Annotated in this window: 30 protein-coding genes and 3 pseudogenes; 6 read left to right on the top strand and 27 right to left on the bottom strand. The window is 45.3% G+C overall.

The features are described 5' to 3' along the window. Nucleotides 1-18 precede the first annotated feature (18 nt). The 7 genes from grpE to gpr all read right to left on the bottom strand — a co-directional run bounded on the left by grpE (nt 19) and on the right by gpr (nt 7,655). Nucleotides 19-594: a nucleotide exchange factor GrpE gene (grpE, locus tag ACWHAR_RS02295; RefSeq protein WP_003152892.1), complete on the bottom strand. Its 576-nt coding sequence runs from the start codon at nt 592-594 to the stop codon at nt 19-21. A 59-nt stretch (nt 595-653) separates the two neighbouring features. Further along, nucleotides 654-1,685 (bottom strand): heat-inducible transcriptional repressor HrcA, encoded by a 1,032-nt coding sequence (gene hrcA, locus ACWHAR_RS02290; protein WP_003152889.1) that lies wholly within the window; start codon nt 1,683-1,685, stop codon nt 654-656. Nucleotides 1,686-1,765: 80 nt separating this feature from the next. Next, nucleotides 1,766-2,905 carry a radical SAM family heme chaperone HemW gene (gene hemW / locus ACWHAR_RS02285; RefSeq protein ID WP_032873963.1) on the bottom strand — a complete coding sequence of 380 codons (1,140 nt, stop codon included), beginning with the start codon at nt 2,903-2,905 and terminating at the stop codon, nt 1,766-1,768. Between the two features lie 59 nt (nt 2,906-2,964). Beyond that, entirely contained in the window at nt 2,965-4,800 is a 1,836-nt protein-coding gene (gene lepA / locus ACWHAR_RS02280) for a translation elongation factor 4 (RefSeq protein WP_014418416.1), read from the bottom strand. 132 nt (nt 4,801-4,932) lie between these two features. After that, on the bottom strand, nt 4,933-5,271 hold the full coding sequence (locus ACWHAR_RS02275; protein WP_007408270.1) for a YqxA family protein: 339 nt from the start codon (nt 5,269-5,271) through the stop codon (nt 4,933-4,935). 16 nt (nt 5,272-5,287) lie between these two features. Next, nucleotides 5,288-6,481 (bottom strand): stage II sporulation protein P, encoded by a 1,194-nt coding sequence (gene spoIIP / locus ACWHAR_RS02270; protein WP_032873961.1) that lies wholly within the window; start codon nt 6,479-6,481, stop codon nt 5,288-5,290. Between the two features lie 67 nt (nt 6,482-6,548). Continuing rightward, the gene (gene gpr / locus ACWHAR_RS02265; protein WP_007408268.1) at nt 6,549-7,655 is read right to left on the bottom strand and encodes a GPR endopeptidase; all 1,107 of its coding nucleotides are present in this window, start codon (nt 7,653-7,655) and stop codon (nt 6,549-6,551) included. 202 nt (nt 7,656-7,857) lie between these two features. Between gpr and rpsT the strand changes: the two genes are divergently transcribed. Beyond that, a complete protein-coding gene (rpsT, locus tag ACWHAR_RS02260) occupies nt 7,858-8,124 on the top strand; it encodes a 30S ribosomal protein S20 (protein WP_003152876.1) in 267 nt (88 codons plus the stop codon). A gap of 16 nt (nt 8,125-8,140) precedes the next feature. On the opposite strand, the pseudogene holA reads toward rpsT, so the two are convergent. Then, a pseudogene (gene holA, locus ACWHAR_RS02255) lies at nt 8,141-9,182 on the bottom strand (DNA polymerase III subunit delta). 39 nt (nt 9,183-9,221) lie between these two features. Beyond that, nucleotides 9,222-9,373: pseudogene (locus ACWHAR_RS02250) on the bottom strand (hypothetical protein). Between the two features lie 40 nt (nt 9,374-9,413). Between ACWHAR_RS02250 and ACWHAR_RS02245 the strand changes: the two are divergent. Further along, entirely contained in the window at nt 9,414-9,548 is a 135-nt protein-coding gene (locus ACWHAR_RS02245) for a YqzM family protein (protein WP_003152870.1), read from the top strand. Between the two features lie 18 nt (nt 9,549-9,566). Here the strand turns inward: ACWHAR_RS02245 and ACWHAR_RS02240 are convergent, their stop codons facing one another. The 3 genes from ACWHAR_RS02240 to ACWHAR_RS02230 form a co-directional block, all read right to left on the bottom strand. After that, the gene (locus ACWHAR_RS02240; protein ID WP_032873958.1) at nt 9,567-11,918 is read right to left on the bottom strand and encodes a DNA internalization-related competence protein ComEC/Rec2; all 2,352 of its coding nucleotides are present in this window, start codon (nt 11,916-11,918) and stop codon (nt 9,567-9,569) included. Continuing rightward, nucleotides 11,919-12,488, bottom strand: a complete 570-nt coding sequence (locus tag ACWHAR_RS02235) for a ComE operon protein 2 (RefSeq protein WP_003152868.1) — start codon at nt 12,486-12,488, stop codon at nt 11,919-11,921. A 66-nt stretch (nt 12,489-12,554) separates the two neighbouring features. After that, nucleotides 12,555-13,169 (bottom strand): helix-hairpin-helix domain-containing protein, encoded by a 615-nt coding sequence (locus tag ACWHAR_RS02230; protein ID WP_032873955.1) that lies wholly within the window; start codon nt 13,167-13,169, stop codon nt 12,555-12,557. Nucleotides 13,170-13,227: 58 nt separating this feature from the next. Here ACWHAR_RS02230 and comER point away from each other — a divergent pair, with 58 nt between their 5' ends. Continuing rightward, nucleotides 13,228-14,049, top strand: coding sequence for a late competence protein ComER (gene comER, locus ACWHAR_RS02225; RefSeq protein WP_012118027.1), 822 nt, complete (start codon nt 13,228-13,230; stop codon nt 14,047-14,049). 68 nt (nt 14,050-14,117) lie between these two features. Here the strand turns inward: comER and ACWHAR_RS02220 are convergent, their stop codons facing one another. The 8 genes from ACWHAR_RS02220 to ACWHAR_RS02185 are packed head-to-tail and all read right to left on the bottom strand — an operon-like array spanning nt 14,118 to nt 19,124. Continuing rightward, nucleotides 14,118-14,855 (bottom strand): class I SAM-dependent DNA methyltransferase, encoded by a 738-nt coding sequence (locus ACWHAR_RS02220; protein ID WP_032873951.1) that lies wholly within the window; start codon nt 14,853-14,855, stop codon nt 14,118-14,120. After that, nucleotides 14,852-15,208 (bottom strand): ribosome silencing factor, encoded by a 357-nt coding sequence (gene rsfS, locus ACWHAR_RS02215; RefSeq protein WP_007408260.1) that lies wholly within the window; start codon nt 15,206-15,208, stop codon nt 14,852-14,854. The genes ACWHAR_RS02220 and rsfS overlap by 4 nt, the downstream gene beginning before the upstream one ends. A 3-nt stretch (nt 15,209-15,211) precedes the next feature. Then, nucleotides 15,212-15,787: a bis(5'-nucleosyl)-tetraphosphatase (symmetrical) YqeK gene (gene yqeK, locus ACWHAR_RS02210; RefSeq protein WP_032873949.1), complete on the bottom strand. Its 576-nt coding sequence runs from the start codon at nt 15,785-15,787 to the stop codon at nt 15,212-15,214. Then, nucleotides 15,777-16,346 carry a nicotinate-nucleotide adenylyltransferase gene (locus tag ACWHAR_RS02205; protein WP_007408258.1) on the bottom strand — a complete coding sequence of 190 codons (570 nt, stop codon included), beginning with the start codon at nt 16,344-16,346 and terminating at the stop codon, nt 15,777-15,779. Before ACWHAR_RS02205 ends, yqeK begins: the two co-directional genes overlap by 11 nt. Before the next feature lie 10 nt (nt 16,347-16,356). Continuing rightward, nucleotides 16,357-16,647, bottom strand: coding sequence for a ribosome assembly RNA-binding protein YhbY (yhbY, locus tag ACWHAR_RS02200; protein ID WP_003152858.1), 291 nt, complete (start codon nt 16,645-16,647; stop codon nt 16,357-16,359). Continuing rightward, the gene (aroE, locus tag ACWHAR_RS02195) at nt 16,641-17,483 is read right to left on the bottom strand and encodes a shikimate dehydrogenase (RefSeq protein WP_032873946.1); all 843 of its coding nucleotides are present in this window, start codon (nt 17,481-17,483) and stop codon (nt 16,641-16,643) included. The genes yhbY and aroE overlap by 7 nt, the downstream gene beginning before the upstream one ends. Nucleotides 17,484-17,502: 19 nt before the next feature. After that, entirely contained in the window at nt 17,503-18,603 is a 1,101-nt protein-coding gene (gene yqeH, locus ACWHAR_RS02190; protein WP_032873945.1) for a ribosome biogenesis GTPase YqeH, read from the bottom strand. Between the two features lie 2 nt (nt 18,604-18,605). Then, on the bottom strand, nt 18,606-19,124 hold the full coding sequence (locus ACWHAR_RS02185; RefSeq protein ID WP_007408254.1) for a YqeG family HAD IIIA-type phosphatase: 519 nt from the start codon (nt 19,122-19,124) through the stop codon (nt 18,606-18,608). A gap of 357 nt (nt 19,125-19,481) precedes the next feature. Here ACWHAR_RS02185 and sda point away from each other — a divergent pair, with 357 nt between their 5' ends. Further along, nucleotides 19,482-19,622 (top strand): sporulation histidine kinase inhibitor Sda, encoded by a 141-nt coding sequence (gene sda / locus ACWHAR_RS02180; protein ID WP_003152850.1) that lies wholly within the window; start codon nt 19,482-19,484, stop codon nt 19,620-19,622. A gap of 132 nt (nt 19,623-19,754) precedes the next feature. Here the strand turns inward: sda and ACWHAR_RS02175 are convergent, their stop codons facing one another. The 3 genes from ACWHAR_RS02175 to ACWHAR_RS02165 form a co-directional block, all read right to left on the bottom strand. Then, complete coding sequence (locus ACWHAR_RS02175; protein ID WP_254894354.1) at nt 19,755-19,889, bottom strand: hypothetical protein; 135 nt, start codon at nt 19,887-19,889, stop codon at nt 19,755-19,757. 75 nt (nt 19,890-19,964) lie between these two features. Beyond that, on the bottom strand, nt 19,965-20,696 hold the full coding sequence (locus ACWHAR_RS02170; RefSeq protein WP_032873943.1) for an SGNH/GDSL hydrolase family protein: 732 nt from the start codon (nt 20,694-20,696) through the stop codon (nt 19,965-19,967). Nucleotides 20,697-20,766: 70 nt separating this feature from the next. Further along, nucleotides 20,767-21,501: a polysaccharide deacetylase family protein gene (locus tag ACWHAR_RS02165; RefSeq protein ID WP_007612700.1), complete on the bottom strand. Its 735-nt coding sequence runs from the start codon at nt 21,499-21,501 to the stop codon at nt 20,767-20,769. Between the two features lie 237 nt (nt 21,502-21,738). Here ACWHAR_RS02165 and ACWHAR_RS02160 point away from each other — a divergent pair, with 237 nt between their 5' ends. Next, the gene (locus tag ACWHAR_RS02160) at nt 21,739-22,365 is read left to right on the top strand and encodes a TVP38/TMEM64 family protein (RefSeq protein WP_012118035.1); all 627 of its coding nucleotides are present in this window, start codon (nt 21,739-21,741) and stop codon (nt 22,363-22,365) included. Between the two features lie 38 nt (nt 22,366-22,403). Here ACWHAR_RS02160 and ACWHAR_RS02155 read toward each other — a convergent pair whose 3' ends face one another. Both ACWHAR_RS02155 and ACWHAR_RS02150 read right to left on the bottom strand, forming a co-directional pair. Further along, entirely contained in the window at nt 22,404-22,781 is a 378-nt protein-coding gene (locus ACWHAR_RS02155) for a GNAT family N-acetyltransferase (RefSeq protein WP_032873941.1), read from the bottom strand. After that, nucleotides 22,747-24,003 carry an MFS transporter gene (locus ACWHAR_RS02150; RefSeq protein WP_032873939.1) on the bottom strand — a complete coding sequence of 419 codons (1,257 nt, stop codon included), beginning with the start codon at nt 24,001-24,003 and terminating at the stop codon, nt 22,747-22,749. The genes ACWHAR_RS02155 and ACWHAR_RS02150 overlap by 35 nt, the downstream gene beginning before the upstream one ends. A 455-nt stretch (nt 24,004-24,458) precedes the next feature. On the opposite strand from ACWHAR_RS02150, the gene sigK reads away from it, so the two are divergent. Further along, the gene (gene sigK, locus ACWHAR_RS02145) at nt 24,459-25,184 is read left to right on the top strand and encodes an RNA polymerase sporulation sigma factor SigK (protein ID WP_171006739.1); all 726 of its coding nucleotides are present in this window, start codon (nt 24,459-24,461) and stop codon (nt 25,182-25,184) included. Between the two features lie 49 nt (nt 25,185-25,233). Here the strand turns inward: sigK and ACWHAR_RS02140 are convergent. Then, nucleotides 25,234-25,431 (bottom strand): annotated as a pseudogene (locus tag ACWHAR_RS02140) (DUF2634 domain-containing protein); the annotation flags it as partial. A gap of 100 nt (nt 25,432-25,531) precedes the next feature. After that, nucleotides 25,532-26,230: an aspartate/glutamate racemase family protein gene (locus ACWHAR_RS02135; protein ID WP_032873937.1), complete on the bottom strand. Its 699-nt coding sequence runs from the start codon at nt 26,228-26,230 to the stop codon at nt 25,532-25,534. Nucleotides 26,231-26,302: the final 72 nt, after the last annotated feature.

The raw sequence follows: 26,302 nt of genomic DNA, 5'->3' as shown, positions 1-26,302 counted from the left end.
TTACCTCCTGCTATGTAGTTATTGATTCACTTTTACCATTGAAGGACGGATGACGCGATCCTTCAGTTTGTAGCCTTTTTGCAGTTCTTCGATAACAATATTGCTGCCGAAGTTTTCATCTTCCACCTGCATGACGGCTTGGTGAAGGTTCGGATCAAATTCCTGACCGACAGCTTCGATGGCTTCTACGCCTTCTTTTTCAAGTGCGTCCATCAGCTGGCGGCGGACCATTTCCATACCTTGCAGCAAGCTTTTTGTCTGCTCGCTTTCAGCTTCTACCTGTAGCGCCCGTTCAAAGTTGTCGAGAGCCGGAAGGATTTCCGTTACGACGTTTTGAGAACGGTATTTCTGAGCAGCTTCCATTTCAAGGCGGCTGCGTCGTTTATAGTTTTCAAAGTCTGCTTGAACACGCAAAAGCTTGTTTTCTTTTTCATCAAGCAAACCCTGCAATTCATCAATTTGGTGCTGAAGGGCTTCTTCCTGACCTGCCGTTTCTTCATGCTGCTCTTGTGAAGCGGCTTGTTCTGCCTGTTCTGTCACTTCTTCTTGTTCTGCTGCTTCAACCTGTTCTGCGGTTTGTTTTTCTTCTGACATTGTGTTCACCTCCCTCAAATGCTGTAAAAAGATGACTGAAAATGATTGCCAAAATTCCCTTATTCATCATACAAACTTGTGAATGCTTTTGACAAGTCCGAAGTCACGTGCTGCAGCAGGCTGACGACTCTTGAATAATTCATGCGCGTCGGCCCGATAATCGCGATTGATCCGATCTGTTTCGTATCAACTGTATAGGTGGCCGTGATTAAACTGCAGTTTTCCATTTCTTCGTAGTCGTTTTCTTTCCCGATTTTGATTGAAATCCCGGCTTTTGATGACTGAAACAGCTTCAGAACATCCTGCTCTTTTTCAATTAAAGATAAGAGCGAGCGGACCCTTTCAATATCATGGAACTCCGGCTGATTCAGCATGTTGATCTTTCCGCCGAAAAACAATTTCTCGACGTGGGCCGCCGGATGGAATGTGGAGCGGAGCGATTCAAGTATGCTGTCATAGTTGGCGATATGCTGCCTTAAATATGTGACAACCTCTTTGAAAATGCGCTCATTCAGTTCGTCCATCGGCACGCCCGCTAATCGATCGTTTAATATATTGACCAGTTTTTCAATATCGGCCAAATCCACTTTAGCCGGGAAATTGATGGTGCGGTTTTCGACATGCCCCGTGTTCGTGACGAGGATGGCGACCGCCTTATCCGGCTGGATCGGAACGATTTGAATCTGTTTAAGATAGTTCTCGCTCAGCGTCGGCCCGAGGACAATCGATGTGTAGTTTGTCAGATCGGACAGGATTTGCGCTGATTTTTGGACTGTTTTTTCCAGCTCGAAGATTTTTTCTTTAAATATCGAGTGAATTAAATCCAGATCGGTTTTTGTCAGCTTGACGGGTGACAGCAAATGATCGACATAATACCTGTACCCTTTTTCCGACGGAATCCGTCCTGAGGATGAATGGGTTTTTTCAATAAAGCCCAATTCCTCCAAGTCAGCCATCTCGTTTCTGATCGTTGCAGAGCTGAATGTAATCTCGTCTTTTTTTGAAAGAGTTCTTGATCCTACAGGCTGCGCTGATTGTATAAAATCATTAATGATCACTTGCAGGATCAACAGCTGACGATTTGTTAACATCATCATCACCCCTGTTAGCACTCAAGGTCAGCGAGTGCTAATTCTATATCAAAAGTAACAAACCAAAAGAAAAATGTCAATTATAACTCACCCAAAAAAGCACCAAAAACCTCATTTCCTAATAATTTGCCCTCATGCGTTAATGCAACCGATTCTTCCGCGTCACAGATCAGGCCTTTTTCGGTTAAATCTTTGAGAACATCGGGAAACAGTTCGTCGACCGAGCGTCCGAATTTATCGAGAAAAGCTTGCTTTTGTACGCCGGACATTTTTCTGAGACCGAGGAACATTTCTTCTTCAATCTGCTCCTCACGTGTCACCTTGTGCGTGTCACGGTAAGGCAGCGCCTTTTCTTCGATGAGCTGCATGTAATGTTTCACAGGCCCGGCGTTGACGGTGCGCGTCCCGCTGATATATCCGTGAGCGCCTGCGCCAAAACCGAAATACTCTTCATTGCTCCAATACGTCAGATTATGCTGCGACTCGTATCCGGGCTTTGCAAAGTTACTGATCTCGTATTGACGGATGCCCGCTTCACTCATCTGCCTCATGACCGTTTCATACATCTCGGCCTCTTGTTCTTGCGCCGGGAGATGCAGGCGGCCTTTTTGCATTAAATTATAAAACACCGTTTTCGGCTCTACGATCAGCGAGTAAACGGAATAGTGCTCCGCATCAAGAGATAAAGCCGTTTTGACGGAATTGTCAAGATCGGCCAGCGTCTGCCCCGGCAGGCCGAACATCAAATCGAGACTGATGTTTTCGAAGCCGAGAGCCCTCGCACGTTCAAAGGAAGTGAATACGTCCTTTTGTTTATGCACTCTGCCGATTTTTTGTAAAAGCTCATCTTCAAAGGTTTGAACACCGAAGCTCAGCCGGTTGACACCGGCATTTTTCATAATTTTTAATTTTTCCGGGGACAAATCATCCGGATTCGCTTCCGCGGCAAATTCTATGAGTCCGTCAGAAGGCTTCAGCACGCGGTGAATGGAATCCATCAATTTTTCCAGCTGGACGGGTGAAAGCGATGTCGGCGTGCCTCCCCCGATAAAAATCGTACGGAGATCAGGCCGTCCCGTCCGTTCTATTGTATTTATCATTTCCTTTTCGAGTGAGTTTAAGTACTCATCGACAGGCTGGCTTTGAATAAAATATTTATTGAAATCGCAATAGTGGCAGATATGCTCACAAAACGGAATATGAATATAAGCTGATTTCATTTTGAAACACCTTCTTCTTTACAGAAAGAAGCCGCAGCGCGGGACTGCGGCGGCTTCCGTTATTTTTTCGGGCTGTCATCCATTTTAAGAACGGCCATAAACGCTTCCTGCGGCACTTCTACTGAGCCGACCTGCTTCATCCGGCGTTTTCCTTCTTTTTGTTTTTCAAGAAGCTTCCGTTTCCGCGAGATGTCTCCGCCGTAACATTTAGCCAATACGTTTTTACGCATCGCTTTAATGGTAGAGCGGGCCACGATTTTCTGGCCGATCGCTGCTTGAATCGGTACTTCAAAGTGCTGGCGCGGAATAAGCTCTTTCAGTTTTTCCACAATTACTTTTCCGCGTTCGTACGCGTAATCGCGATGCACGATAAATGAAAGGGCGTCGATTTTTTCTCCGTTCAGCATAATGTCCATCTTGACAAGTTTGGACGGTTTGTAGCCGATCAGCTCGTAATCAAAGGACGCGTAGCCTTTTGTGCTTGATTTCAGCTGATCAAAAAACTCATAGACGATTTCCGCTAATGGCATGTCATAGACAATGCTGACACGATTTGCGTCTAAATATTGCATGTCGATAAAATTGCCGCGTTTTCCTTGGCAAAGCTCCATCACCGCACCGACATAATCGTTCGGCACCATCATTGTCGCTTTTACATACGGCTCCTCGATTCTTTCGATCTTTTGTGGGTCAGGCATGTTGGACGGGTTGTCGACAACAACCTTTTCGCCGTCTGTCATATACACATCATAGATAACACTCGGTGCCGTTGTGATCAGGTCGATTTTAAACTCACGCTCAATCCGCTCCTGGATGATTTCCATGTGAAGCATACCTAAAAATCCGCAGCGGAAACCGAATCCGAGCGCTTGGGATGTCTCTGCTTCATATTGAAGCGATGAGTCATTCAGTTCAAGTTTCTCAAGAGCTTCCCTTAAATCGTTGTATTTGGCCGTATCGATCGGATACAAACCGCAATACACCATCGGGTTCAGCTTGCGATATCCAGGCAATGCTTCGGCAGCCTGATTGGCCGCGCTTGTTATCGTGTCACCGACGCGTGTGTCACCGACATTTTTAATCGCAGCAGTTAAAAAGCCTACATCGCCGACAGTCAGTTCATCTGTCGGAGTTGCTTTCGGCGTGAACACACCGACTTCTGTCACTTCAAACTCTTTTCCGGTTGCCATCATTTTAATTTTCTGGCCCGGTTTGACCGTTCCTTCTACGACTCTGATATACGCGACGACTCCGCGGTACGCGTCATAAAGCGAGTCAAAGATGAGCGCTTTCAGCGGAGCTTCCGGGTCTCCCGCGGGAGCCGGCACTTTTTCTACGATCTGTTCTAAAATGTCTTCGATGCCGATGCCCGCTTTCGCTGAAGCGAGGACGGCGTCTGAAGCGTCAAGGCCGATAACGTCCTCAACCTCTTGACGCACACGTTCTGGCTCTGCGCTCGGAAGATCGATTTTATTAATGACAGGAAGAATCTCAAGATCATTATCAAGCGCCAGATAGACGTTCGCCAATGTCTGCGCTTCTATTCCCTGAGCCGCATCAACAACGAGAATCGCGCCTTCACAGGCAGCCAGGCTTCGCGATACTTCATATGTAAAGTCGACGTGTCCGGGCGTGTCGATGAGATGGAATATATATTCTTCTCCGTCTTTTGCTTTATATTTCAGCTGAACGGAATTTAATTTGATGGTAATTCCCCGTTCGCGTTCAAGGTCCATTGAATCAAGCAATTGTTCTTTCATTTCCCGCTGGGTGATCGCCGATGTTTTTTCTAAAATCCGATCCGCCAAGGTCGATTTGCCGTGGTCTATGTGGGCGATGATGGAGAAATTCCGGATTCTTGACTGCCTCTCTAAACGCTTTTCTTTATCTGTCACAATCTATCACTCCTACTATTAAACGCAAAATACACTAGCTTAGATTATATCAATAGGATTGTAAACATTCAATTAAAACAAGAAAGAGAAAAGCTTCCTTTAAGGAATCATCCGCTTTTCTCTTCATCAATGCTAACGGTTCAGTTTCGAAACCCACTCATACATCGCCTGCGCCGAGTCCGTCACGGTATTTGAAAGGGTTTCCCCGGCTTTTGAAAACAAGTTGAAGGTTTCCGCCTGTTCCAGCTGTTTTTGTTTTTCTTCCAGATCTTTCGCCGTAACGGTTTGCCCCAAAATGGAAGCTTCTTTTTCCTGTCCTTCTCCGCCGCCGAGCGTGAACGCTCCTTTTAAGGAGGGATCTTTGTATCCTTTCATATCAAGCATTCCGCTGTTTGCCTGCTGCATGCCGAACAATACGCCGAAAAACATGACAATGGCGATCAGCAGGCATTTGCCGGTAAAACGGATCATTCGAATCACCTGATTTCTATTGTTTTTTCTTCTCTCCTGATTGCGAACTGACCTTTTCTGCATCCCAGTACAGTTCGCTGAACACATCGGCCACGGCATCTGATGCGCGCCTCAGTTCTTCAAGATTGTTATCCACGCCCCCGAATTCCAGCAGAAGCGACCGGTCGTTTAAATCCTGGTTGTACACTCCATTATCTCCCGGAGAGCCTTTAGATAAAACACCGACGCTTAAGCCGGGGTATTTTTTCTCCATGAGCTTATGAAGTTCACTTGCGAGTTTATAGTTTTCTTCAAAATTAGCGCTTTTTTTGCCGACGACGATGGCGACTCTGGCATAGCTTCTTCCTTTGATGTCGGCTGTCGTATTTTTCTTGCGGCGGGAATCCCGGTGAATGTCTATGGTATATTGCAGGTTTTTATTTTTGGTGAGCGCGCTTTTTACGACCGGCCTTGATTCGTCATAGCTTCGCGCATAATTTAAGCCGTCTTTGTTCAGGCGGGCCTGAATGTCGGTTTTATCTACGGTCGCTCCTACACCTTGCGCTTCAAGCGCTTTTCCGAACATATCTCCGACAAGCGTGACATTGGCCTTCGAATGGCGGGCGTTATCCGGATTTGTTTCCCCCTTTAACAGAGGAAGGTAGGATTCGGTATTATGAGTGTGGTAAATAAAGACGACTTTTTTGCTGCCTGTTGAATGTTTCGGCGGCGCCGTTTCTTCTTTTTTCGTTTTGTTTTCGATTTCTGCCAGGTTCACTTCTTTTTCTTTTTCCATCACTTTTGACGGCGGCGGAGATTCAGCCGGCATATTCGTATAATCCGTCCCCTGCCCCGCCAGAAGGATCTCCGTATCATATTGGGCAAATCCCGGCAGCTCACGTCCCAAGAAACTCCGCGGGTCTTCCATATTAATGCTTGTCGCCAGTTTTAAGGAAAGCCGGGACAGCTGAAAAGAGTCTTTTTCAGGAAGCTCTGAGGCGAAATAATGATTTTCCATGCCGAGGAGGTGTGCAAACGCGTCACCCGGAAGTTCTCCGGCAATTCCGTGAAGAGAATCCGAAGAAAGCCTCAGTTCAGGGCGAAGCGATGTGAGCACACCCGATAATACGAAAATAACGATAAGGCTTGTCATAAACAAAAACATGCCCTTGAGCGCATTTCCACCGTTTACTGCAACGACAATTTGACGGTTTCTGCGTTTTTTTCTCATGATTTGAATCCCTCCAGCGCTTGTCTAGTAATTACTCTATGAACAAGCTAGAGGAGGTAGAACCACTTTAATGATTATAAGAACCTTTGTTATCTTGTGACACTTTTTCATGAAGGGCGGTGTTTAACCCGTTTGCAAGTACGTTCGCCATATCATCAATAAAGGTGTCAATCTCCTTCGGCGTGACCATCAGATTATGGCCGAGCGGAGAAAGCACTTCGTGAATCAGCTGGCGCTTTTCGTTTTCGTCCAGCGTGCCGACAATACCGAGAAAGGATTGGCGTTCTTTTTCTCCGGGAAGGTCTTCGTCTGTCAGCACCTTCTTTTTGCCGAAGTTCATTCCGGCGGGCACCAGAGATCTTGACGGGCTGTCATCTTTCATCTCTCTGCCGAAATGTTTTAATATATAATCCACCGTATCGCTTGCGATCGTAACCGCATCAACGACAGTCGGTACCCCGATTGCGATGACGGGAATGCCGAGCGTTTCCTTGCTTAATTCTTTTCTCTTATTGCCGACGCCTGATCCCGGGTGAATGCCCGTATCAGAAAATTGGATGGTCGTGTTCACCCTTTCAACGGCTCTTGCCGCAAGAGCGTCTACCGCGATCACAAAATCCGGCTTTGATTCTTTGATGACACCTTGAATAATATCGCTCGTTTCAATTCCCGTTAATCCCATCACACCGGGAGCAAGCGCGCTGACCGGCCTGTACCCTTCCTGCACATTTTCAGGCTGAAGCCTGAACAGATGCCTTGTCACAAGTAGGTTTTCGGTCACGAGAGGGCCGAGCGCATCCGGCGTCACATTCCAGTTGCCCAGACCGACGATCAAACAGCTTGCATCCTTTGGAATCTTTAATGCAGACAAATAGGCGGAAAATTCCTCGGCAAACACTTCCGTTACTTTTTCCTGCATGTCAGAGTCGTGTTCCCGAACCCCTTGAGCTTCGATCGTGACATAGCGTCCCTGCTTTTTCCCCGATAGCTCGGCGCCTTCTTTGGTAATATCGACGGTTCTGACTTTAATGCCGCCCTTGTCGCGTTCTTTTTCAATAAACCCGTTTATTTCTTTTTTCTGACCGGCTTGTCCGTCTTTTACCGCCTGTTTCGTTTCTACCGCTAAATCCGTCCGTATCAGAAATTGATTGACATCCAGTTCGTTGTTTTTCACGGGGAAGACCTCCTTCAATCATCGTGGTACATAGTGTGGCCATTTACAAAACGAATCATGCGAATTTACCCATCAACGAAAAATACTTTACATTTATATTGCAATCTAAAGTTCTGTTTGATAGAATACAATTTGTTCTATTGTGAAGAAGATTTAACCTTAAGACACTGTGCTACAGGTTGTATCTTAGGAGGTGAAACACATGCCAAACATTAAATCAGCGATTAAACGTACAAAAACAAACAACGAACGCCGCGCTCATAACGCGACAATCAAATCTGCTATGCGTACTGCAATCAAACAAGTTGAAGCTTCTGTTGCTAACAACGAAGCGGATAAAGCGAAAACTGCTCTTTCTGAAGCAGCGAAACGCATTGATAAAGCAGTGAAAACAGGTCTTGTACACAAAAATGCCGCAGCTCGATACAAATCTAGACTTGCGAAACAAGTGAACGGACTTTCTGCATAATACAAAAACGATCCCTTTAACGGGGATCGTTTTTTTCATTCAGTCCGGAGAAGCTCAAGGAGAAAGAGCTCCAGCAAGAGCTGCTTGTCCTTTTTCCCCGTTTTCATTTCATAATCCATCACTGCGAGTCTTTCTATAATACGCCGCAGCTCTTCTTCAGAAAAAAGCCTCGCCTGATCCATCGCCAGCTTTACCCGGAAGGGGTGCACCTTTAAGTTGGAAGCGATTTGCTTTTGGCCGTATCCTTGTCCTGCAAAATACTTCGTCTGCATAATCAGACGGAATTGGTTGGCGATCAGCGCCATAATTTTGATCGGTTCTTCGTTTTGTTTTAAAAGATCATAAAATATTTGAAGACTTTCCGTCCGTTTTCGGTTCACGATTTTGTTGATCAGCTCAAAAATATTCTGCTCCAAACTTCTTGCGACGAGCTCCCGGACATCTTCAAGTGTGATCTCATGTCTGTCACCGGTGTAGGCGGAGAGTTTTTGTATTTCCTGATATATGGAAGACAGATGGCCGTTTGCAAGCAGAACCAAATGCTCGGCAGCTTCTGTATCGATCATTTTATTTTCGGATTTCGCCAGATTAATCGTAAAATCAGTCGTCTCCTTTGCATTCAGCTCCTTAGCTTCAATCATAAGGGCTTTTTGCTTCAGCGCTTTCGTCAGCTTTTTCCGTTCGTCCAGCTTCTCATACGGAGCCACAATCACAAAGACCGTGTAAGGTGCAGGCTCCTTCAGATAAGTCTCCAGAGCGGCTGTATTATGCTCTATTTTTTCTTTCTTTTTTTCCCCTGTTAAAAAAGACGGATTTTTTACGATGACCAGCCGCTTCTCTCCCATAAACGGAAACGTTTCCGCATCGGTTACGGCCTGGTCAAGCGGATCTTCTTCAAGATCAAAAACAGACAGGTTAAAATCCTTTGTCTCCTCATCAACGACAGCTTGTCTGATCCGGCTGACAGTCTCTTGGAGCAGATACGTTTCTTTTCCGTATAAGCAATAAACGGAGCGGACATCCCCTTTTTTCAGGGCTTTCCAAACATCAAATACCATGATCGTATGACTTCCTCTCTTTCTTGATCCCCTTCTATCCTAAATTGAGTTCGGCAAATAGTAAAGAGGAAGCTTTAAGGACAGCTTCCTCATTTATAATAAACGCCTGATTCACATGCTCCCGGGTCTGCTTGTAAAAAGGCGATAATCACAAGAACAGAAAACGTTACCATCACTTCTAGATTTTTCAAAACAATTCCAGTATACTTAGGGAAGTCAGGAGGGATGAAATTGAATGATTTTGAAAAAAACGTTCAAAGCAAACGAAATGATGCTGTTGACTCAGCTGTCGGTTTTGTCGTGTCCTTCGGATTTTTCGCCTTTTTGTTCGTGATGGCAACAGCCATCCATCTTATCGGCTCTTAGCCGCATTCCGGGCTGCTGTCAATCGGCAGTCTTTTTTACTTCTTGCGCCCTGGTTTCTTCTATATCATATGGAGGGAAGACGGAAAACGTTCCGGCGCCTTTTTTAAATCTGTATTGAATCGTTCCGCTGACATCGGTGCGAAGCACATTGACAGAGTACACCTTCAAACGATCCAGCACTTCTTCATGCGGATGATGGTATCGATTCTCTTTTCCTGCTGAAATCAGCGCTGCTTCCGGCTGAAGCTGTTTCAAAAAGGCTTCACTCGTAGAGCTTTTGCTGCCGTGATGACCCGCCTTCAATATATCAGCCTTCAGTTTCGGATACGTTTTCAGCACTTCCGTTTCGCCGTCCGATTCTAAATCTCCCGTCAAAAGCCAGCTCACTCCGCCTAAAACCGTCCAAAGCACCAGTGACGAATCATTTTTACTCCTTCCGTCAGACGACTCCGGAGACAGCACCTGAAACTGAAGATCACCGGCTGTAATGGTGTCGCCCCGCTTTGCTTCGGCAACGGGAATGTTGTTTTCTTTCGCCATATTTAATATGTTCTGATCTTTCGGTTCTTTTACGAATCCCACGGGGACAATTAACCGTTTGACTCTATGATTTTTGATTAACACTCCGGCTTCTCCGATGTGATCTTGATCCGCATGGGTTAAAATCAGCGCATCCAGCTTTTTCACCCCTTTTCCGTTTAAAAACGGAATCAAAACCTTCTCGCCGATAGAATACGGGTGGCGTTTTTCTTTCCATGATTCTCCGGGATAAGAAATCACTCCCCCTGTATCAACCATTACGGTCCCTTTGCGGTGCGGCGCGCTTATAAACAGTGAGTCTCCCTGCCCGATATCAAGCATATCCGCTTCTCCCCATGGACTGAAATACGGACGGCATATTAAATAAGCCAAAACCGCGCAGAAAAAAAGAGCCGATTTCCTGAGTTTTAAAAAACCTCCCTTTTCCAAAGCCGCAAAAAGCGTAAAAACTGAAACCGCAAGCAGAAGAAGGGAAACAAAATCAGGCTTTGACACAATCATAGTAAATAAATCAACGGATGCCGCATATGTAATGAAATCATGCACAGGCTTCATCACAAGGTCGAACATATCAAACAAACATTCTCCCATCTGCCTTGAAAGTAAAAGAAGAAGGAAACCGATAACAGAAACCGGAATGACAAATAACGTATAAAATGGCACCAACACCATATTCATCAGAAAACTGACAAGTGAAATCTGCTGAAAATGATAGAGAAGAAACGGAAGTGAGCTGAGCTCCGCAATGAATGAAGCCATCGCAAGCCCGGCAAGTCTGCTTTTCCCCGCTTTCTTTAAAATGGAGGATGACAGAATTAAAGAGGCGCTTACCGCAAAGGAAAGCTGGAAGCCCGCCTGCCAAAGGAAGTAAGGATTAAACATCAGGAGCAGCAGATAAGACAGGGACAATGCAGCAGAGGAATGAATGCCGCGTTTAACAAGAGTTCCGGCGATATAAAATCCCAGCATGAGGGATGCGCGCAATACGGATGGGGCGGCACCGCTCAGCAGCGTATACACCGGCAAAAACAGCAGCAGCAAAATTCCCGCTTTTTCTCTTGTCAGCCCGATTCTGATCAGAGCATAAAATAATCCCGCCGTAATAAGACCGACATGCATTCCGGAAATCGCCATTAAATGAACGACTCCCAAATTTTGATATGCACTCAGTATATCGTCCTCTATAGAAAATTTTTCACCTAAGGTCAGCGCTTCAACAATTCCGGCGGAAGATTCAGGCACGTGATTCCGAATGATCGAAATCAAATTTTTTCTGATGTTCAGCAGTTTAAACAGCGGCTGTTTGGATTTTTCACACTGCTGAATGGAAGTCACGGAAAATAACCAGTGAATCTGCTGAGAGTGAAGATATTCCTTATAATCAAAACCTCCGGGAACCGTCGCATGTGCAGGCTGTTCCAGAGAGCCTGTAAACGTGCAGCGCATCCCCGGTTCAAGCTGTTCAATAAGTCTTTTTTCCTCAAGAGAACGGATTTTGTACGAAGCCGCCCATTTTTCCTTGTCATGTGTACGGATAACGGCTGACATTTTCGCTCCGTCAACCTTCGGAATATTAGTGATGACGGCCTGTTCAGTATAACTGCCGGCCTGATACCGCGTTACATTCGCAGCGTCACAAACCGTATAAAGAAAGAAATAAACACAAAAAGAAACGAGGCAGACGATAACCGGAGCATGGTGCTTTGTTTTTACAATAATAAAGAGAAGATACAGAAGAAAAAGGAGCAGAACCCAGAAGACATGAGCGGCGGCAATTCCCGCAGTTGCAGAAACCGCCGCCAGAGGCAGAAGAAGGTATTTATATTTCATTTATACGTAACTGGTAAACAGCTCATTGGCCTGTTCATGAATTTTTTTCAGTTCATCTGCCTTAACCCCCGCATCAGATAATTGCTGAATCAGACCTGCTACAAAAGACAATTTTTCGCGGTTTTTCAGATCGATGATCATTTCATCAAGTTCGACCTGCTCCACCTTGACTCCGGCTTGGCTGAACAGCTCTTTTGCATAAGGCTGTGTTTTGTAATCTTCGGCATAATAAACCGTTTTGATGCCTGCCTGGATAATTGATTTGCAGCATTGAATACAAGGATAATGCGTCACATAAATTTCGGCGCCCTCCGTCGGAACACCGAACTTAGAACATTGCAGAATCGCATTCATCTCTGCATGTATGGTCCGCTGGCAATGATTATCTATTAAAAGGCATCCTTCATCAGCGCAATGGACGCCGCCGGCGATTGAGCCGTTGTATCCGCCGGCAATCATCCGCTTATCTCTGACTACGGTTGCCCCGACTGACAGTCTCGGACATGTGCTTCTCAGCGCCAGCAAATGGCTTTGCGCCATAAAATATTGATTCCATGAGATTCGTTCCACAAGTGTTCCCTCCAAAAAGTCTTGTTGCTTTTCTAAGTTTACATAGATTTAAGCAGAACCGTCAATTCACTTTACCGTAATGGAAGTTTTTATCCGCTCAAATGACTTTTCTCCAAAGCCTGATACATTCATCAAATCTTCAGCAGTCTGAAACCGTCCTTTTTCTTCTCGGTAGGCGATAATCGCTTCCGCTTTTTTCTGCCCCACCCCGGAAATCGCCTGAAGTTCGTCCAGAGATGCCGTATTGATATTGACAGCTGCATTCTCCTTTTCACCCGCTGCTGTTTTCGGGCGATTCTCCTCTTCGCCTTCACTCGGAATATAAACAATCGTCCCGTCCTGCAGCTGCTCTGCTAAATTAACGTTCAATTCATCCGCCTTTTTCTTCAGGCCGCCGGCTTTTTCAATGGCTTGAGTCACTCTGTCTCCCGCTTTCATTTCATACACGCCGGGATTTCGGACCGCGCCTTTCAAATCAATCATAATCTTGTCGTCTGCGGTGTCTTTTTTGTCCGCGACGGATGCTGAGGCTGTTTGGCCGAGCACGGACTGCTGTTTGACCGGCTCTTCCTTTTCAGAACGAAACAGCCAAATGCAGATAAAAACCGCCCCTGCTACAAGACAAGCGCCCAGAATTTTCAGGTTCCGCCGCAGCCGCTCCGTCATCATCGCTTTCGTCATATTGCATTGCCTCCCCGCATAAGGTTTAGAGGATTAAGGGAAAAAGGAGGGGAATTCATTGAAAATAGGCTTTATCGGCACCGGAAACATGGGAACGATCCTGATTGAATCGTTTATCGAATCAAACGCTGCCGATCCCTCACATATCACCATCACAAACAGAACAATCGAAAAAGCATTAAAACTAAAAGAACGTTTCAGCGGCATCCATGTCACCGAGGATCAGGAAAAGCTCGTACAGGAAAATGAAATAATATTCATTTGTGTAAAACCGCTGGATATATATCCTTTGCTGAAGAAACTCACACCGCATTTACGGAAAGATCACATCTTAATCTCCATTACCAGTCCCGTTCAGACGGATCAGATTGAACATACGGTTCCGTGTCAGACGGCCCGCGTCATTCCGAGCATTACGAACCGCGCCTTGGCCGGCGTCTCGCTTGTTACGTTCGGCAAAAGCTGCAGCGAGTCTGCAAAAGCGGATATTCAAACGCTGTTCACTCATATTTCAAAACCTGTGGAAATCAGCAGCGGCATTACAAGAGCGGCGTCAGACATTGTCAGCTGCGGGCCCGCTTTTATGAGTTATCTCGTTCAGCGCTTTATTGACGCGGCAGTGGAAGAAACGGACATCACCAAAGAAGAAGCCGTGATAATGTCGACGGAAATGCTTGTCGGTCTCGGAAAGCTTCTGGAAACAGGGCATTACACACTTCCCGCCTTGCAGGAAAAAGTATGCGTAAAAGGCGGCGTCACCGGGGAAGGACTGAAGGCTCTCGAAAGCGGTGTTCAGGATATGTTCAACCGTGTCTTTCAGCGTACACATGACAAATACGATGAAGATATATCGTTAGTGAAGAAGCAATTTCACGTGTAACTGAGTATGCCATAAAGTGCTTTATCTCGCCAATCGCAAAAAATGCATTTTAAAAACCATCGTTCCGTTTAAACGATGGTTTTTGGTTTGCCTGCCGTGAAGAAAAGACGTTCAGACTCTGTTGAAGGAGGCCGGTCTGTAAAATCAGCCGTCACCTTCTTCAGTTCAAATCCGGTCTCTGCAAGCATTTGTTCATATTCTTCAATGTAAAATGTTTTTTGCTCATGCGTCTCGTCATAGCGGTCATAAGATTGTCCGTTCCATACGAAAAAGGACATATCATGGATGACAGAAAGCTCTTCATCGCCGGCAAAGCTTTGCCAGATATAGCTGATCTGCTCATCCTGATCCGCATGGGTGCTGTCCGGAAAAAGCTCCGTCATTTTATATGGGGAATGGACGTCAAACAGAAGCAGGCCGTCCTCCTTCAAAACTTGAAAAACACTTTTGAAGGTGCTTAAGACATCATTTTTCGTTTTTAAGTAATTTAGGGAATCACAGCAGATGACTACAGCATCAAACTGTTCTTCAAAACCGGAAAGCTCTCTCATATCCTGCTGGAGAAAAAGAATCGGCTTTCCCGTTTTTTTCTGCTGGGCACAGCTCAGCATATCTTCACTCAAATCAATCCCCGTGACTTCGCAGCCTTTTTCAGCAAGCCTGATGGATATTTCTCCGGTTCCGCAGGCAAGATCAAGCACCCTTCCCTTTTCCGGAAGAGACGCTTCGATCCAGCCCGCCCATTCATCATACGGCGCATGTGACATTAACTCGTCATATACGCCGGCGAAGCCTTGGTAAATCATGAGTTCAAGCCGAGCTCAAGCTCTGCGAGCGGCGCGTCGCCCCATAGCTTTTCAAGGTTGTAGTAGCTTCTTTCATCTTTATGGAAAACGTGGACAATGACGTCGCCGAGATCAACTAAAATCCAGCGGGCCTCATCAAACCCTTCCATCTTTTTCACATCAATGCCGTTTTCTTCTGCCTGATCTTTAATTTCACGCGCAATTGCCTGAACCTGCTTATCAGAATTCCCGTGGCAGATTAAAAAGTAATCCGCTATAAGTGAGATTCCTTCCATGTCCAGCGCTAAAATATCTTCTGCACGTTTATCGTCGCATGCTTTTGCCGCGATTTTTAATACGGAAGCTTGATTCATTCTTCAAATTCCTCCTGTCAATTTTAAAGACACCAGCCAATTATAGGTTGCAAACGTCTCCGGAAAGACCGGCTGGTTTTTTTTCATCAGAAATATCATTGTATTTTTCATCGCTTGTATGAGCGCTTCGTTCAGATCTGTTTCCGCCAGACGGCGCACCTCTTCCACTCCGGGAAAATGGCGGCCGGGTTCAATGTAATCCGCAACATAAATGACTTTGTCTAAAAGGGTCATTCCGGGACGCCCTGACGTGTGATAGCGGATTGCATCCAAGATCTCAGGATCAGTGATCCCCGCTTCTTTCTCAGCCAAATACGCTCCCACAGGGGCATGCCACAGCTCGGCATTGTAATCCAAGAGCTCAGCCGGCATTTTTTCCCGCACGATGATCTGCTTCATTTCTTCTTTCGGCCGGAATTTCGCATAATCATGAAATATAGCAGCCATTTCCGCTTTTTTCGGGTCTGCTCCGAACCGGCCTGCGAGAATAACCGCCGTATCTGTCACGCCGATTGTGTGGATGTAGCGATGCTCGGTCAGCTGTTCTTTGACGCAGGCAAGTGCTTCCTCACGATTCATATAAATCATTCTCCTCTATATACTGCCTCACTTTATCCGGCATTAAGTATTGCGTCGGCTTTTTTGCTTTGAGACGTTCTCTCAGCATCGTTGACGAAACGTCAAATTCCGGAACGTCGGCAAAAAGCAGCGGGTACGGGGTCTCAATATGATACCCCGGGCGCCGCACTCCGATAAATTGAATGAGCGTGAGCAGTTCGTCCAGTTTGTACCATTTCGGCAGATATTCAATCATATCCGCCCCGATAATAAAGAAAAGCTTGTCGTTCGGGTGCCGCTCCTTCAGTAAACGGACAGTATCATAGGTATAAGAAGGGCCTTTCCGGTCCATTTCCGCAAGCTCAAGCTTAAAGCCGGAATTCGAGCTGATGGCAAGCTTCAGCATCTCCACCCGGTGCCGGCTGTCTGTAAAGTCTTCATTCTGCTTGTGCGGAGGGATTTTATTGGGCATAAACCAAATCTCATCGAGCTCCGCCTGATGAAGGACTTCATTAGCCATCAGAAGATGTCCGTTGTGCGGAGGGTCAAATGTGCCCCCGAATATTCCGATTTTCTTCATGTCAACCACCTTACGGAAGCTCGATTTGTTTATTTTCCTTTGATTCCTTATACAATACGATCGTATTTCCGATCGTCTGCACCAATTGTGAGCGGCTGCCTTTCACAAGGGCTTCTGCGACATCATTTTTATCGTCTTCGCAGTTTTGAAGCACGCTGACTTTAATCAGCTCTCTTGCTTCTAAAGCCTCGGCAATCTGTTTCACCATGTTTTCGTTGACTCCGCCTTTTCCCACTTGAAAAATAGGCGTTAAATGATGCGCTTTTGAACGCAAAAACCGTTTTTGTTTTCCTGTTAACATTGTGTTCCTCCTAGTTTTCCTTCAACAATTGCTCTCATTAAGCCGCTGTCAGGCTCTTGTTCCGTCCACAGCTTGAAAGACAGTGCGGCCTGTTCCACAAACATGCCGACACCGTCAAGGGTTGTTAAACCTCTTTTTTCAGCTTCTTTTAAGAACGCCGTTTGAATCGGGTTGTATACGATATCACAAACGATGGCGCCCGTTTTGGCCCGTTCCAATGAGAGCGGCACGGCATCCGTTTTCGGATACATGCCGACAGATGTTGTATGAATAATGACGTCATATTGTTCAAGCTGATTTTCAGCTTCTTTTAAAGTAAGGACGCGTTTCTGCTGAAAAGAGGGAGCAGCCGCAATCAGACTTTCTGCTTTTTCCGGCGTGCGGTTGCAAACGTCAAATTGTTTCGGCTCTCTGCGGACGATCGTCGTAAAAATCGCTCTTGCCGCTCCTCCCGCCCCAATCATAAGGATGGAGAGCTCTGATATCGGTTTGTCCAATACTTTGACTAAGGATTTATAAAACCCATCTCCGTCAGTATTATACCCGATGAGCCTGTCTCCCTCTCTTTTGACGGTATTTACGGCCCCGAGTACTTTCGCGCTTTCATGTATTTCATCCAGATGCTCCATGATCGCGACTTTATGCGGGACTGTGACGTTCACTCCGCAGATGCCAAGCGCCTTGATTCCGTTAACGGCGTCCTTGAGATGATGAGGTTCCACCTGAAACGCAAAATACTGCCCGTTGATGTTCTTATCTTGCAAAGCCGCGTTATGAATATCGGGTGACATTGAATGCCCGATCGGATTTCCGATTACTCCGTACAATTGTTTCATGCTCCCTCTCCCCTTCTCTCTATATTAATGAACGGCGGACAAATACGTGTACGCCTTTCGGAGCGTATGCCGATATTTTTTTATCTGCTTGCTGCACCGTGACCCAGCCGAGACCGGAAAAAACGATATCCGTCTTTCCTTCTTTAATCGAAAACGTATGGGGTGTAAGCTCCGGAAATTCATCCAAATGATCTTTTCCGGGCGGGGTAAGCAGTTCTCCCGCATGCTTTTCGTATAAGGCATCAGCATTTTCAAGCTTTGTTCTGTGAATCATCAATTCATTCGGCATATAGCAGACAAACGCCGTTTTATCGCCTGATACATAGTCAAACCGGGCAAGCCCGCCGAAATAAAGCGTTTGTTTTTCATTCAGCTGAAAAGTGCGCGGCTTCAGTTCTTTTTTCGGTGTCAGCACCTTTAAGTCACGCTTGTCCACGTAATGCGCCATCTGGTGATGGTTAATGATTCCCGGCGTATCATAAAGCGCAGATCCGTCATCAAGCGGGATTTCAATCGCATCAAGCGTCGTGCCCGGAAATTGAGAGGTAGTAATAATATTCTCTTCCCCTGAGACCTCTTTAATAATCCGGTTGATAAATGTGGATTTGCCGACATTGGTACAGCCCACCACATACACATCGCGGCCTTCGCGGTAATGTTCAATGGCGTCAATGACTTCTTTCATCCCTTGTCCGCGGGAAGCGCTGATTAAAAAGACATCAAGGGGTTTTAAGCCGTATTCTTTCGCTTCGCGTTTCATCCATTGAACGAGCCGTTCCCGTTTTACGGATTTCGGCAGGATATCGGCCTTATTACCGACAAGAATGATCGGATTACCGCCGACAAAGCGGTTCAGCCCGTTTATCCAGCTTCCGTTAAAATCAAAAATATCAACGACTTTGACAATAAGAGAGTCAGTATCGCCGATTGTGTGCAAGATATTTAAAAAGTCATCATCCGTTAATGAAACATCTTGAATTTCATTGTAATTTTTCAGTCTGAAGCAGCGCTGGCAGATGACATTCTCCTTTGTGAGAGATGCCTTTGGCGCGTATCCGAGACCTTGTTTATCCTCGGTTTGGATCGTTACTCCGCAGCCGATGCAAACAACCTTTTCCATTTCTAATCCTCCCACTGAATATGGCCTTTACGTTTCAAAGAACTCAATATTCTCCGTTCAATCCGGCGGTTAAAGCGCGTCATGACTCCGTCAGAGGAAGCGACAGGCACGACGAGGATCGTATGATACCCGTTTCTGTTTCCGCCGAGAACATCAGTAAGCAGCTGATCGCCGATGACCACACAGTCTTCTTTTTTCAGATCCATGCTGCTGACGGCTCTTTTAAAGGCGCGCCCCATCGGTTTTCTTGCCTTATAAATAAACGGTATGCCAAGCGGCTCCGAGAATAATTTCACTCTTCGTTCATTATTATTGGAGACGATCGTGACTTTAATGCCGTGCTCCTTCATTTCTTCAAACCACTCGATTAATCGAGGTGTCGCACTCGGTCTGTCCCACTCCACAAGCGTGTTGTCAAGGTCTGTAATAATCCCTTTCACATTGCGTTCTTTGAGCTTTTCCGGTGTGATATGAAATATATTTTTCACAAATTCGTCAGGTAAAAAAAACTTTTTTAACAAAACCCGCACCCTTCCTTTTCTTTCTATCATCTATATGTCGAAACCTGTCAGATTTAAAAACAAAGTCGGACACAGTAAAAAAATTTCGACAAAAATTGGGTTTCTTCACCAGTTGTGGATAAAATTACACACATTATCCACTCTTATTACATCCGGATTTATCCAGATTATAAACAAGATACTAACAAGTTATCCACGTACGAGTGTGGATAACAGAACGATTGTTCTTATTTGTATTTCATGGTAGATTAAAGATAACCTCACCATGATTGAAACGCAACCTTCCATCATATGCTTGCGTCTGATGATTGATTACAATTGTAAGGAGGTGCCACTCCCATTAATTGGGTCCCCGGCATGAGAAAGCTTTCTGATGAATTACTAATAGAATCTTATTTCAAAGCCAATGAAATGAATTTGAGCCGTGAATTTATCGAGTTAATTGAAAACGAAATCAAAAGAAGATCGCTCGGACACATTATTTCCGTTTCTTCTTAAACAGAAAAAAGTTCCCGGGCGAATTTCCTTTTTTTACTCAGATGACTGATATTATATCACTTCGGTTATGCGCATTACTACCACTTTCAACAAAAAACACCCCTAAAATAGAGGTGTTTAAGAGGACGGCTGCTATATATTGAACCAATACAGACCGCCCAGGACGAGAATGACGACGAGCAGCACAACAAAAAATGCGTACCAGTACCCCGCATTCACCCGAGGAGGCGGGCATACAGGATGTTGCGGAGGGAAACCGCGGTTCATAGCAATCGCCTCCAAAAAGATGTTTTTTCTACAGCCTATGAAGCAGAAGCAAAACGGTTTAGGCAGCTGACGGCGTCAGCGTTCCAAAACCCGCCCATTTTTTATGCCTTCAATTAAGATTCTGGCGCCTTTTGGCGTCATATGATTTCCGGAAGGATCTATCAGTCCGGATTGGATCAGCGCCCGGTCTGTATCTTTGCCGCCGTCCGCGCGTATAAAGTGTTTCCAGTTATCCACCAGCGGCACTTTTAACTCAGCTGCAACCTGCCTCGTAACGCTGTTATAGGAATTATGCCATTTTCTCGCACCGCCTTTTTCTTTAAAGGCTGAGGCTTTATATCTCGAATAGTAATAGAGATGATTCGTTCCGTTTCCTTCTATAACCGGGATGCACGTCATTAAAATCGGCTTTATGCCGTGATTTCTGCTTTCGTTTATGAAATAAGTCAGGTTTTCTTTAAACCGTTTCTTTGATACCCGCGGCTGATCGCCCGTCAAAATGCCCGCATCATTTGTTCCGAACATGATAAATAAATATTGGGGCTTACGCTCCAGCACGTCGCTTTGAAAGCGCAGGCGCGCATCCTCAGTCGTCTGGCCGCCTATTCCCGCATTTATAACCGTAAGACGGCCGCGTTCCGCTGTCTTTAATATGTTTACCCACTGCTGCGCCTTCGGATAATCACGATAATCCCAGTTGGAACCGCGCGTATTGCTGTCGCCGAATGCGACAACACTTTTTTCTTTGCCCGCGGCGCATCCTGATAACAGACAGATTATCGTAATAAAAAGAACAGCAAACTTCATTTTCTCTCCCCCCCAAACCTTACCTCCTATGGTACACATCTCTTTGGCGGCTTTCAACGCGGCGCTCTCTTTACTGGATATGAAAAGGACCGGAATCCTGTCCGATCAAATCCGAAACCTTAACAAACGTGTAGCCCTGCTTTTTCAGCTTGGGAATGATTTCTTTCAAAGCCTCAACCGTCTGGCGCCGGTTTCCTCCGCCATCATGCAGAAGAACGATATCTCCATCTCTGGCATGTGAAACAACGTGCCTGACGATTTTTCCTTTCCCGGGCCTTTTCCAGTCCCTCGGATCTTGGTTCCATGACCACATGATGATATGATAGCCCTCTTTTAAGATGCTTTTGAAAGCCGTATGATTCAGCGACCCTCCCGGCGGGCGGAATAACTTGTCCCCTTCCGGCTGCAGCGATGTGATATGATGCGCTGAGCTGTGAAGCTCTTGTAAAATGTCTTTGCGTTTCAGTCGGTGAAAATAAACATGGTTCATCGTATGGTTGCCGATTTCATGCCCTTCTTCAACGATGCGTTTTGCCGTTATGGGGTATTTGTCTATACGGCTCCCGACACAAAAAAAGGTTGCTTTAACATTGTGCTGTTTCAGCACGTCTAACACAGCCTCCGTATAGACAGGATGGGGGCCGTCATCGAAGGTTAAAGATAGTTTCTTTTTTTCAGACCTTATATCCCAGTACACGTTTCCCGTTTTCTCCATGTCACTTCTTTTTAAAGATTTCGCATCGGCGGACACGGCAGTGAGACTCGTGAGGACGCATATCATGATGATCAGATGAAAGCATCTCAACGTTTACACCTCCAGTAAACACTACTGTTAACGTGTCCCCTTTTATAAAAAATCATTCTCTGCATCAAATGATGCACATCACCCGCTTCCCGCTTGTTTTTGTCCAAACCCGGGTGCCAGCCGTTTCTCATCAAACGGCAAATGCTGATAAATCAAATACGCTTATCGGACAGCTTATTTTAATAGAAGGAGATAGATTTGTGCTGTATACTATTTGAAAAAGAGGTGAACGTGCAGATGATAAAAAAGGGATTCAGTCTTGCCGTCATCATTGCTGTCGTGATGATCGGCTTTATGCAAAAAGACGTCTGGCTCAGCATGATTCGCGCGGGCGGCATGTACGCCGTGCTTATGAGTATCCTTCTGGTCGCAGCTGACGTATTTTTTCCGATCGTTCCATTCGCCATTATCGCGGCCTTAAACGGAGCGGTTTTCGGGATTGTAAACGGGGTGTGGATTACATTGTCAGGCGCGATGCTCGGAACAATGGCATTGTTTTTTCTCGTCCGGTACGGATTCAGAGACTGGGCCAGAAAAAAGCTGCTGGCTTACCCGGCAGCGGCCCAATATGAAGATTCATTTCATCAGCACGCGTTTACGGCGGTGCTTTTCGGGCGGCTGATTCCGATTATACCGTCGCTTGCCATGAATACCGTCTGCGGGTTGAGTAATATCCGATGGCCGATCTTTTTTTCTGCGTCGGTGCTCGGCAAAATTCCGAACATTGTGATCGTGACCGTCGCAGGCGCTTCATTTACAAGCAACAAACTGCTGTCTTTCGGGATTTACGGAATGTATATGCTCGTCTTAATGGCGGTCATTTATAAGAAGTTTCCCGGCCTTTTAAAAACAACGAAAAAATGAAGCGCGTACCGCCCCCTATTCCGGCGGTACGGCTCCTCTCATTCTGAACCGACCACTACCATATTTTTCTTTCTGTAAAATGACAAAGCCGCTCTGAAAAACTGCCTCACGTATTGATGCAGTTTCGTTCCGCAACCCCTTCCCCTCTGCTGCTCAGTCATATAGTAAAGGTGCACATAACCGATTTTTTGGCTGCGGTAAAATTTGATGGAAGCTTCAAGCTGTCCGATCGGCTGCCCGGTATGAAAAAGCAGCATAAAACCGTCGGGAAAGCATTTGATTTGGGATGACAGCAACCTGAGATATTCATCCTTATTAAAATGATCCGCCGTGCCAAAGCTGACGAAAAACGAATCCTCACGAAACGAAACGGCCGTCTCTTTATGTTTGTTTAAATTGATCCGCTTGAAATACATCAGGAGTCCTCCTTTTTGCGGCCGCAAATAAGAACGAGCATAAAACGGCTGCCAACGCCAGCATAACAGCAGCGCCTGCGATGACGATGCCGCGGACGGAAGAACTGACAGAAGCCGCTCCGAAAACCGCCGTTACTACTATAATGAAGACGGCTTCGACTAATGAATAAAAGCTCCCCACTCTCCCCATGATGTCCACCGGAACATTCTTTTGATAAAACGTCAGAAAGCCTGTATTGGCAAACGCCAGAAAAAAAGCGAGAAGGAAAAATCCGAAAGCAGCCGTCCAAAAAACGTCAGAAAACGCATAAATCATATATCCGGCCGCTGTGAATAAAGAGCCCATTCCCATCAATAAAGAAGCCGGCATTTTTTTATTAATGAATACATTGACAAGCGCCCCCGCAATAATGCCTGCCCCTGAGACACTGACGAGAAAACCGTAATCGGCATCAGTCAGCTGAAGAACCTCTTTTGCAAAAGCGGCTTCAAGCGAATCAAGCGCTGATGGCATAACAGTCATGACCAGACTGAATAAAAAATAAATGATCATGACGTTACGCGCTGTTCGGCTGAAGCGATAGACGAGCTTCCAATCTTCTTTGTATATTGCCAAAGAAAGCTTCTGTGCGGGAGAATGTACGTGAGGCCCATTTTCAAGGTTCGGCAGCATCATCGTAATGAAACCGGACAGCACTAAAGCCGCCGCATTCACCCAAATCGCAAAAATCGGCGTGCCGGCGATAAAAAGCAGCCCGGCCGCAGCCGGCCCGAGGAGAAAAGCCCCTGATTCCGACAAAGCCCTTAGTGAATTGAATCGTTTTCTCCTTTCAGCCGGGATAAGCATCGTCACATACGCCATGGAACACGGACGAAACATCGCATTGGCCATTTGAATCAAAAATACGATACAATAAACGGAAAATAAAGACCGTGCAGTAAACATCAGCGGCAGAACGGCAATGAATGCAGCCCGGATGAAATCAAGCGACATCATCATATTCCGTTTGTTGCACCGGTCGATGATGCTCCCCGCCCACCCATTTGTCATCAAAACAGCCGCAGGCCTGATTAAATAAAGGATGGAAACCGCAAAAGCAGACCCCGTTTCTTTTAAGACAATAAGATTAAGAGACAAAAAATAGATCCATTCACCAATATTTGCTATCCCGATTCCGGTTAACAGAAGCATCGGGTACCGCCAAGACTTCAGGTTTTTCATCTTATCCCTCCCTTAGAAATAAAAAACGCCCTCAAGACAATAAAGTCTTGAGGACGGGAAACAGCCCGCTATGCCACCTCAATTCGGTTTGGTGCCGGCCTTGCCGGGTACAAAGCTTACTCGGTAACAGGAGTATCCGCCGCATCATCCTCGTGTTGCATGATTCCGATGCGAAGCTAAGAGGTTTGTTTCAACACATCCATTCATACTCCTTCACAGCTCCCGGAGCTCTCTGTCATGAATGATATCTGTCTACTCGTCTCTTCAGCGCTTTTCGTTTATATTGTTTTCACCCTTACTTTTTTTAACAATATACAGGCTCAATCAGCAAAAATCAAGAGGCTGTAAGAAATAAAACCCGATTTTGATTAATTTCCCTGTACAGACACAAACAGCCCTACCGACACATACAGTTACATATAGGCGATTGCCTACATAACTTTGTGGAGGTGAGGATGGTGACAGGTGTTTTTGCAGCGCTCGGGTTTATTGTGAAAGAACTTGTGTTTTTAGTATCATACGTGAAAAATAATGCCTTTCCACAACCGCTCTCAAATAATGAGGAGAAAAAATACTTAGACCTTATGGCTGAAGGAGATGAACACGCCCGCAACATGCTGATCGAACATAATCTTCGTTTAGTCGCCCATATTGTGAAAAAATTCGAAAACACGGGAGAGGACGCAGAAGATCTGATCTCCATCGGTACAATCGGGCTGATTAAAGGAATTGAAAGCTACTCAGCCGGAAAAGGCACGAAGCTTGCCACATATGCCGCACGATGTATTGAAAATGAGATTTTAATGCACCTGCGCGCATTGAAAAAAACAAAAAAAGACGTCTCCCTTCATGATCCGATCGGCCAGGATAAAGAAGGGAATGAAATAAGCCTGATCGATGTCCTCAAGTCGGAAAGCGAAGATGTGATTGACACTATTCAGCTCAACATGGAACTTGAAAAGGTCAAAAAATATATCGACATTTTAGACGACCGCGAAAAAGAAGTCATCGTCGGCCGCTTCGGGCTTGATTTAAAAAAAGAAAAAACGCAGCGCGAGATCGCAAAGGAGCTCGGCATTTCAAGGAGTTACGTGTCGCGGATTGAAAAACGCGCATTGATGAAGATGTTTCATGAGTTTTACCGGGCGGAGAAGGAGAAGCGGAAGAAGAAGGGAAAGTGAGCGAAAAGCCGGATCTGACATCCCGGCTTTTTCTATTTTATCTTTTTCAATCATGACTATAAACAGAATATGCGTAGCGCTCAGTATGAAGGGATAAATATACAAACTGCTTGATCGCTTCAAGGCCTGTGATCATTTCATTTGTGATACGGCCATTTTCAAAATCAATTTTGTAGGTTTGCGAGGTCTCTATAACTTCGCTGTCATCTTCAATATCATCAAATTCAATTTCTGAGGAAAGGGGCATGATAAGATCATTCCTATAACGTTCCTCCATTTATTGATTGAATGAACCATAATAAAAACCGCTCCTAAAGAGCGGTTTTAACATATAGGAAGTAATCATTCTAAGAAGAAATCGAAAGGGATTTATTTACTGCTTTTTGAGCATGGATTAAAGTCGTATCAAATAATGGCACTTTTGAATCCTCTGCCTTTACTAATAGGCCAATTTCAGTGCATCCAAGAATGATTCCTTCTGCTCCTTTATCCACCAAATTATTTATGATCTTCTTATAAATGTTTTTGGAAGACTGTTTAATTTCACCCAGACATAGTTCTTGATAAATAATATTATTTATTAATTCTCTTTCATCATCATCAGGAACAATGACATTAATCGCATGAGACGCAATACGTGATTTATAAAAATCTTGTTCCATCGTATATTTAGTACCTAGCAATCCTACTGAGCGAATGTCTTGTCTAATAATTTGTTCTGCAGTTGCATCGGCAATATGCAAAATAGGTATAGTGATCATTTCTTGGATATATCCAAGAACTTTATGCATAGTATTTGTACATATTACAATAAAATCTGCACCTGCTTTTTCTAATGATCTTGCAACTTGACCTAAAGCTTCACCTGCTTTATCCCAAGCTCCTATGGATTGATAATGTTCAATTTCCTTAAAATCAACACTGTATAAAAGGCATTTTGCCGAGTGAAGCCCTCCTAACTTCTTTTTTATTTCTTCATTGATAATTCGATAATACTCAGCTGAAGATTCCCAACTCATTCCGCCAATAAGACCAATAGTTTTCATAACCCACCTCGGATGAAATTTTCAAAATATTATAGTTATTCTATAGCATAGATTAGGTCTTTACAATTATTT

The organism is Bacillus sp. LR--39 (assembly GCF_053613335.1).
Note: the sequence above shows the minus strand (reverse complement) of the source record. Positions and strands in the feature narration are given on the sequence as shown.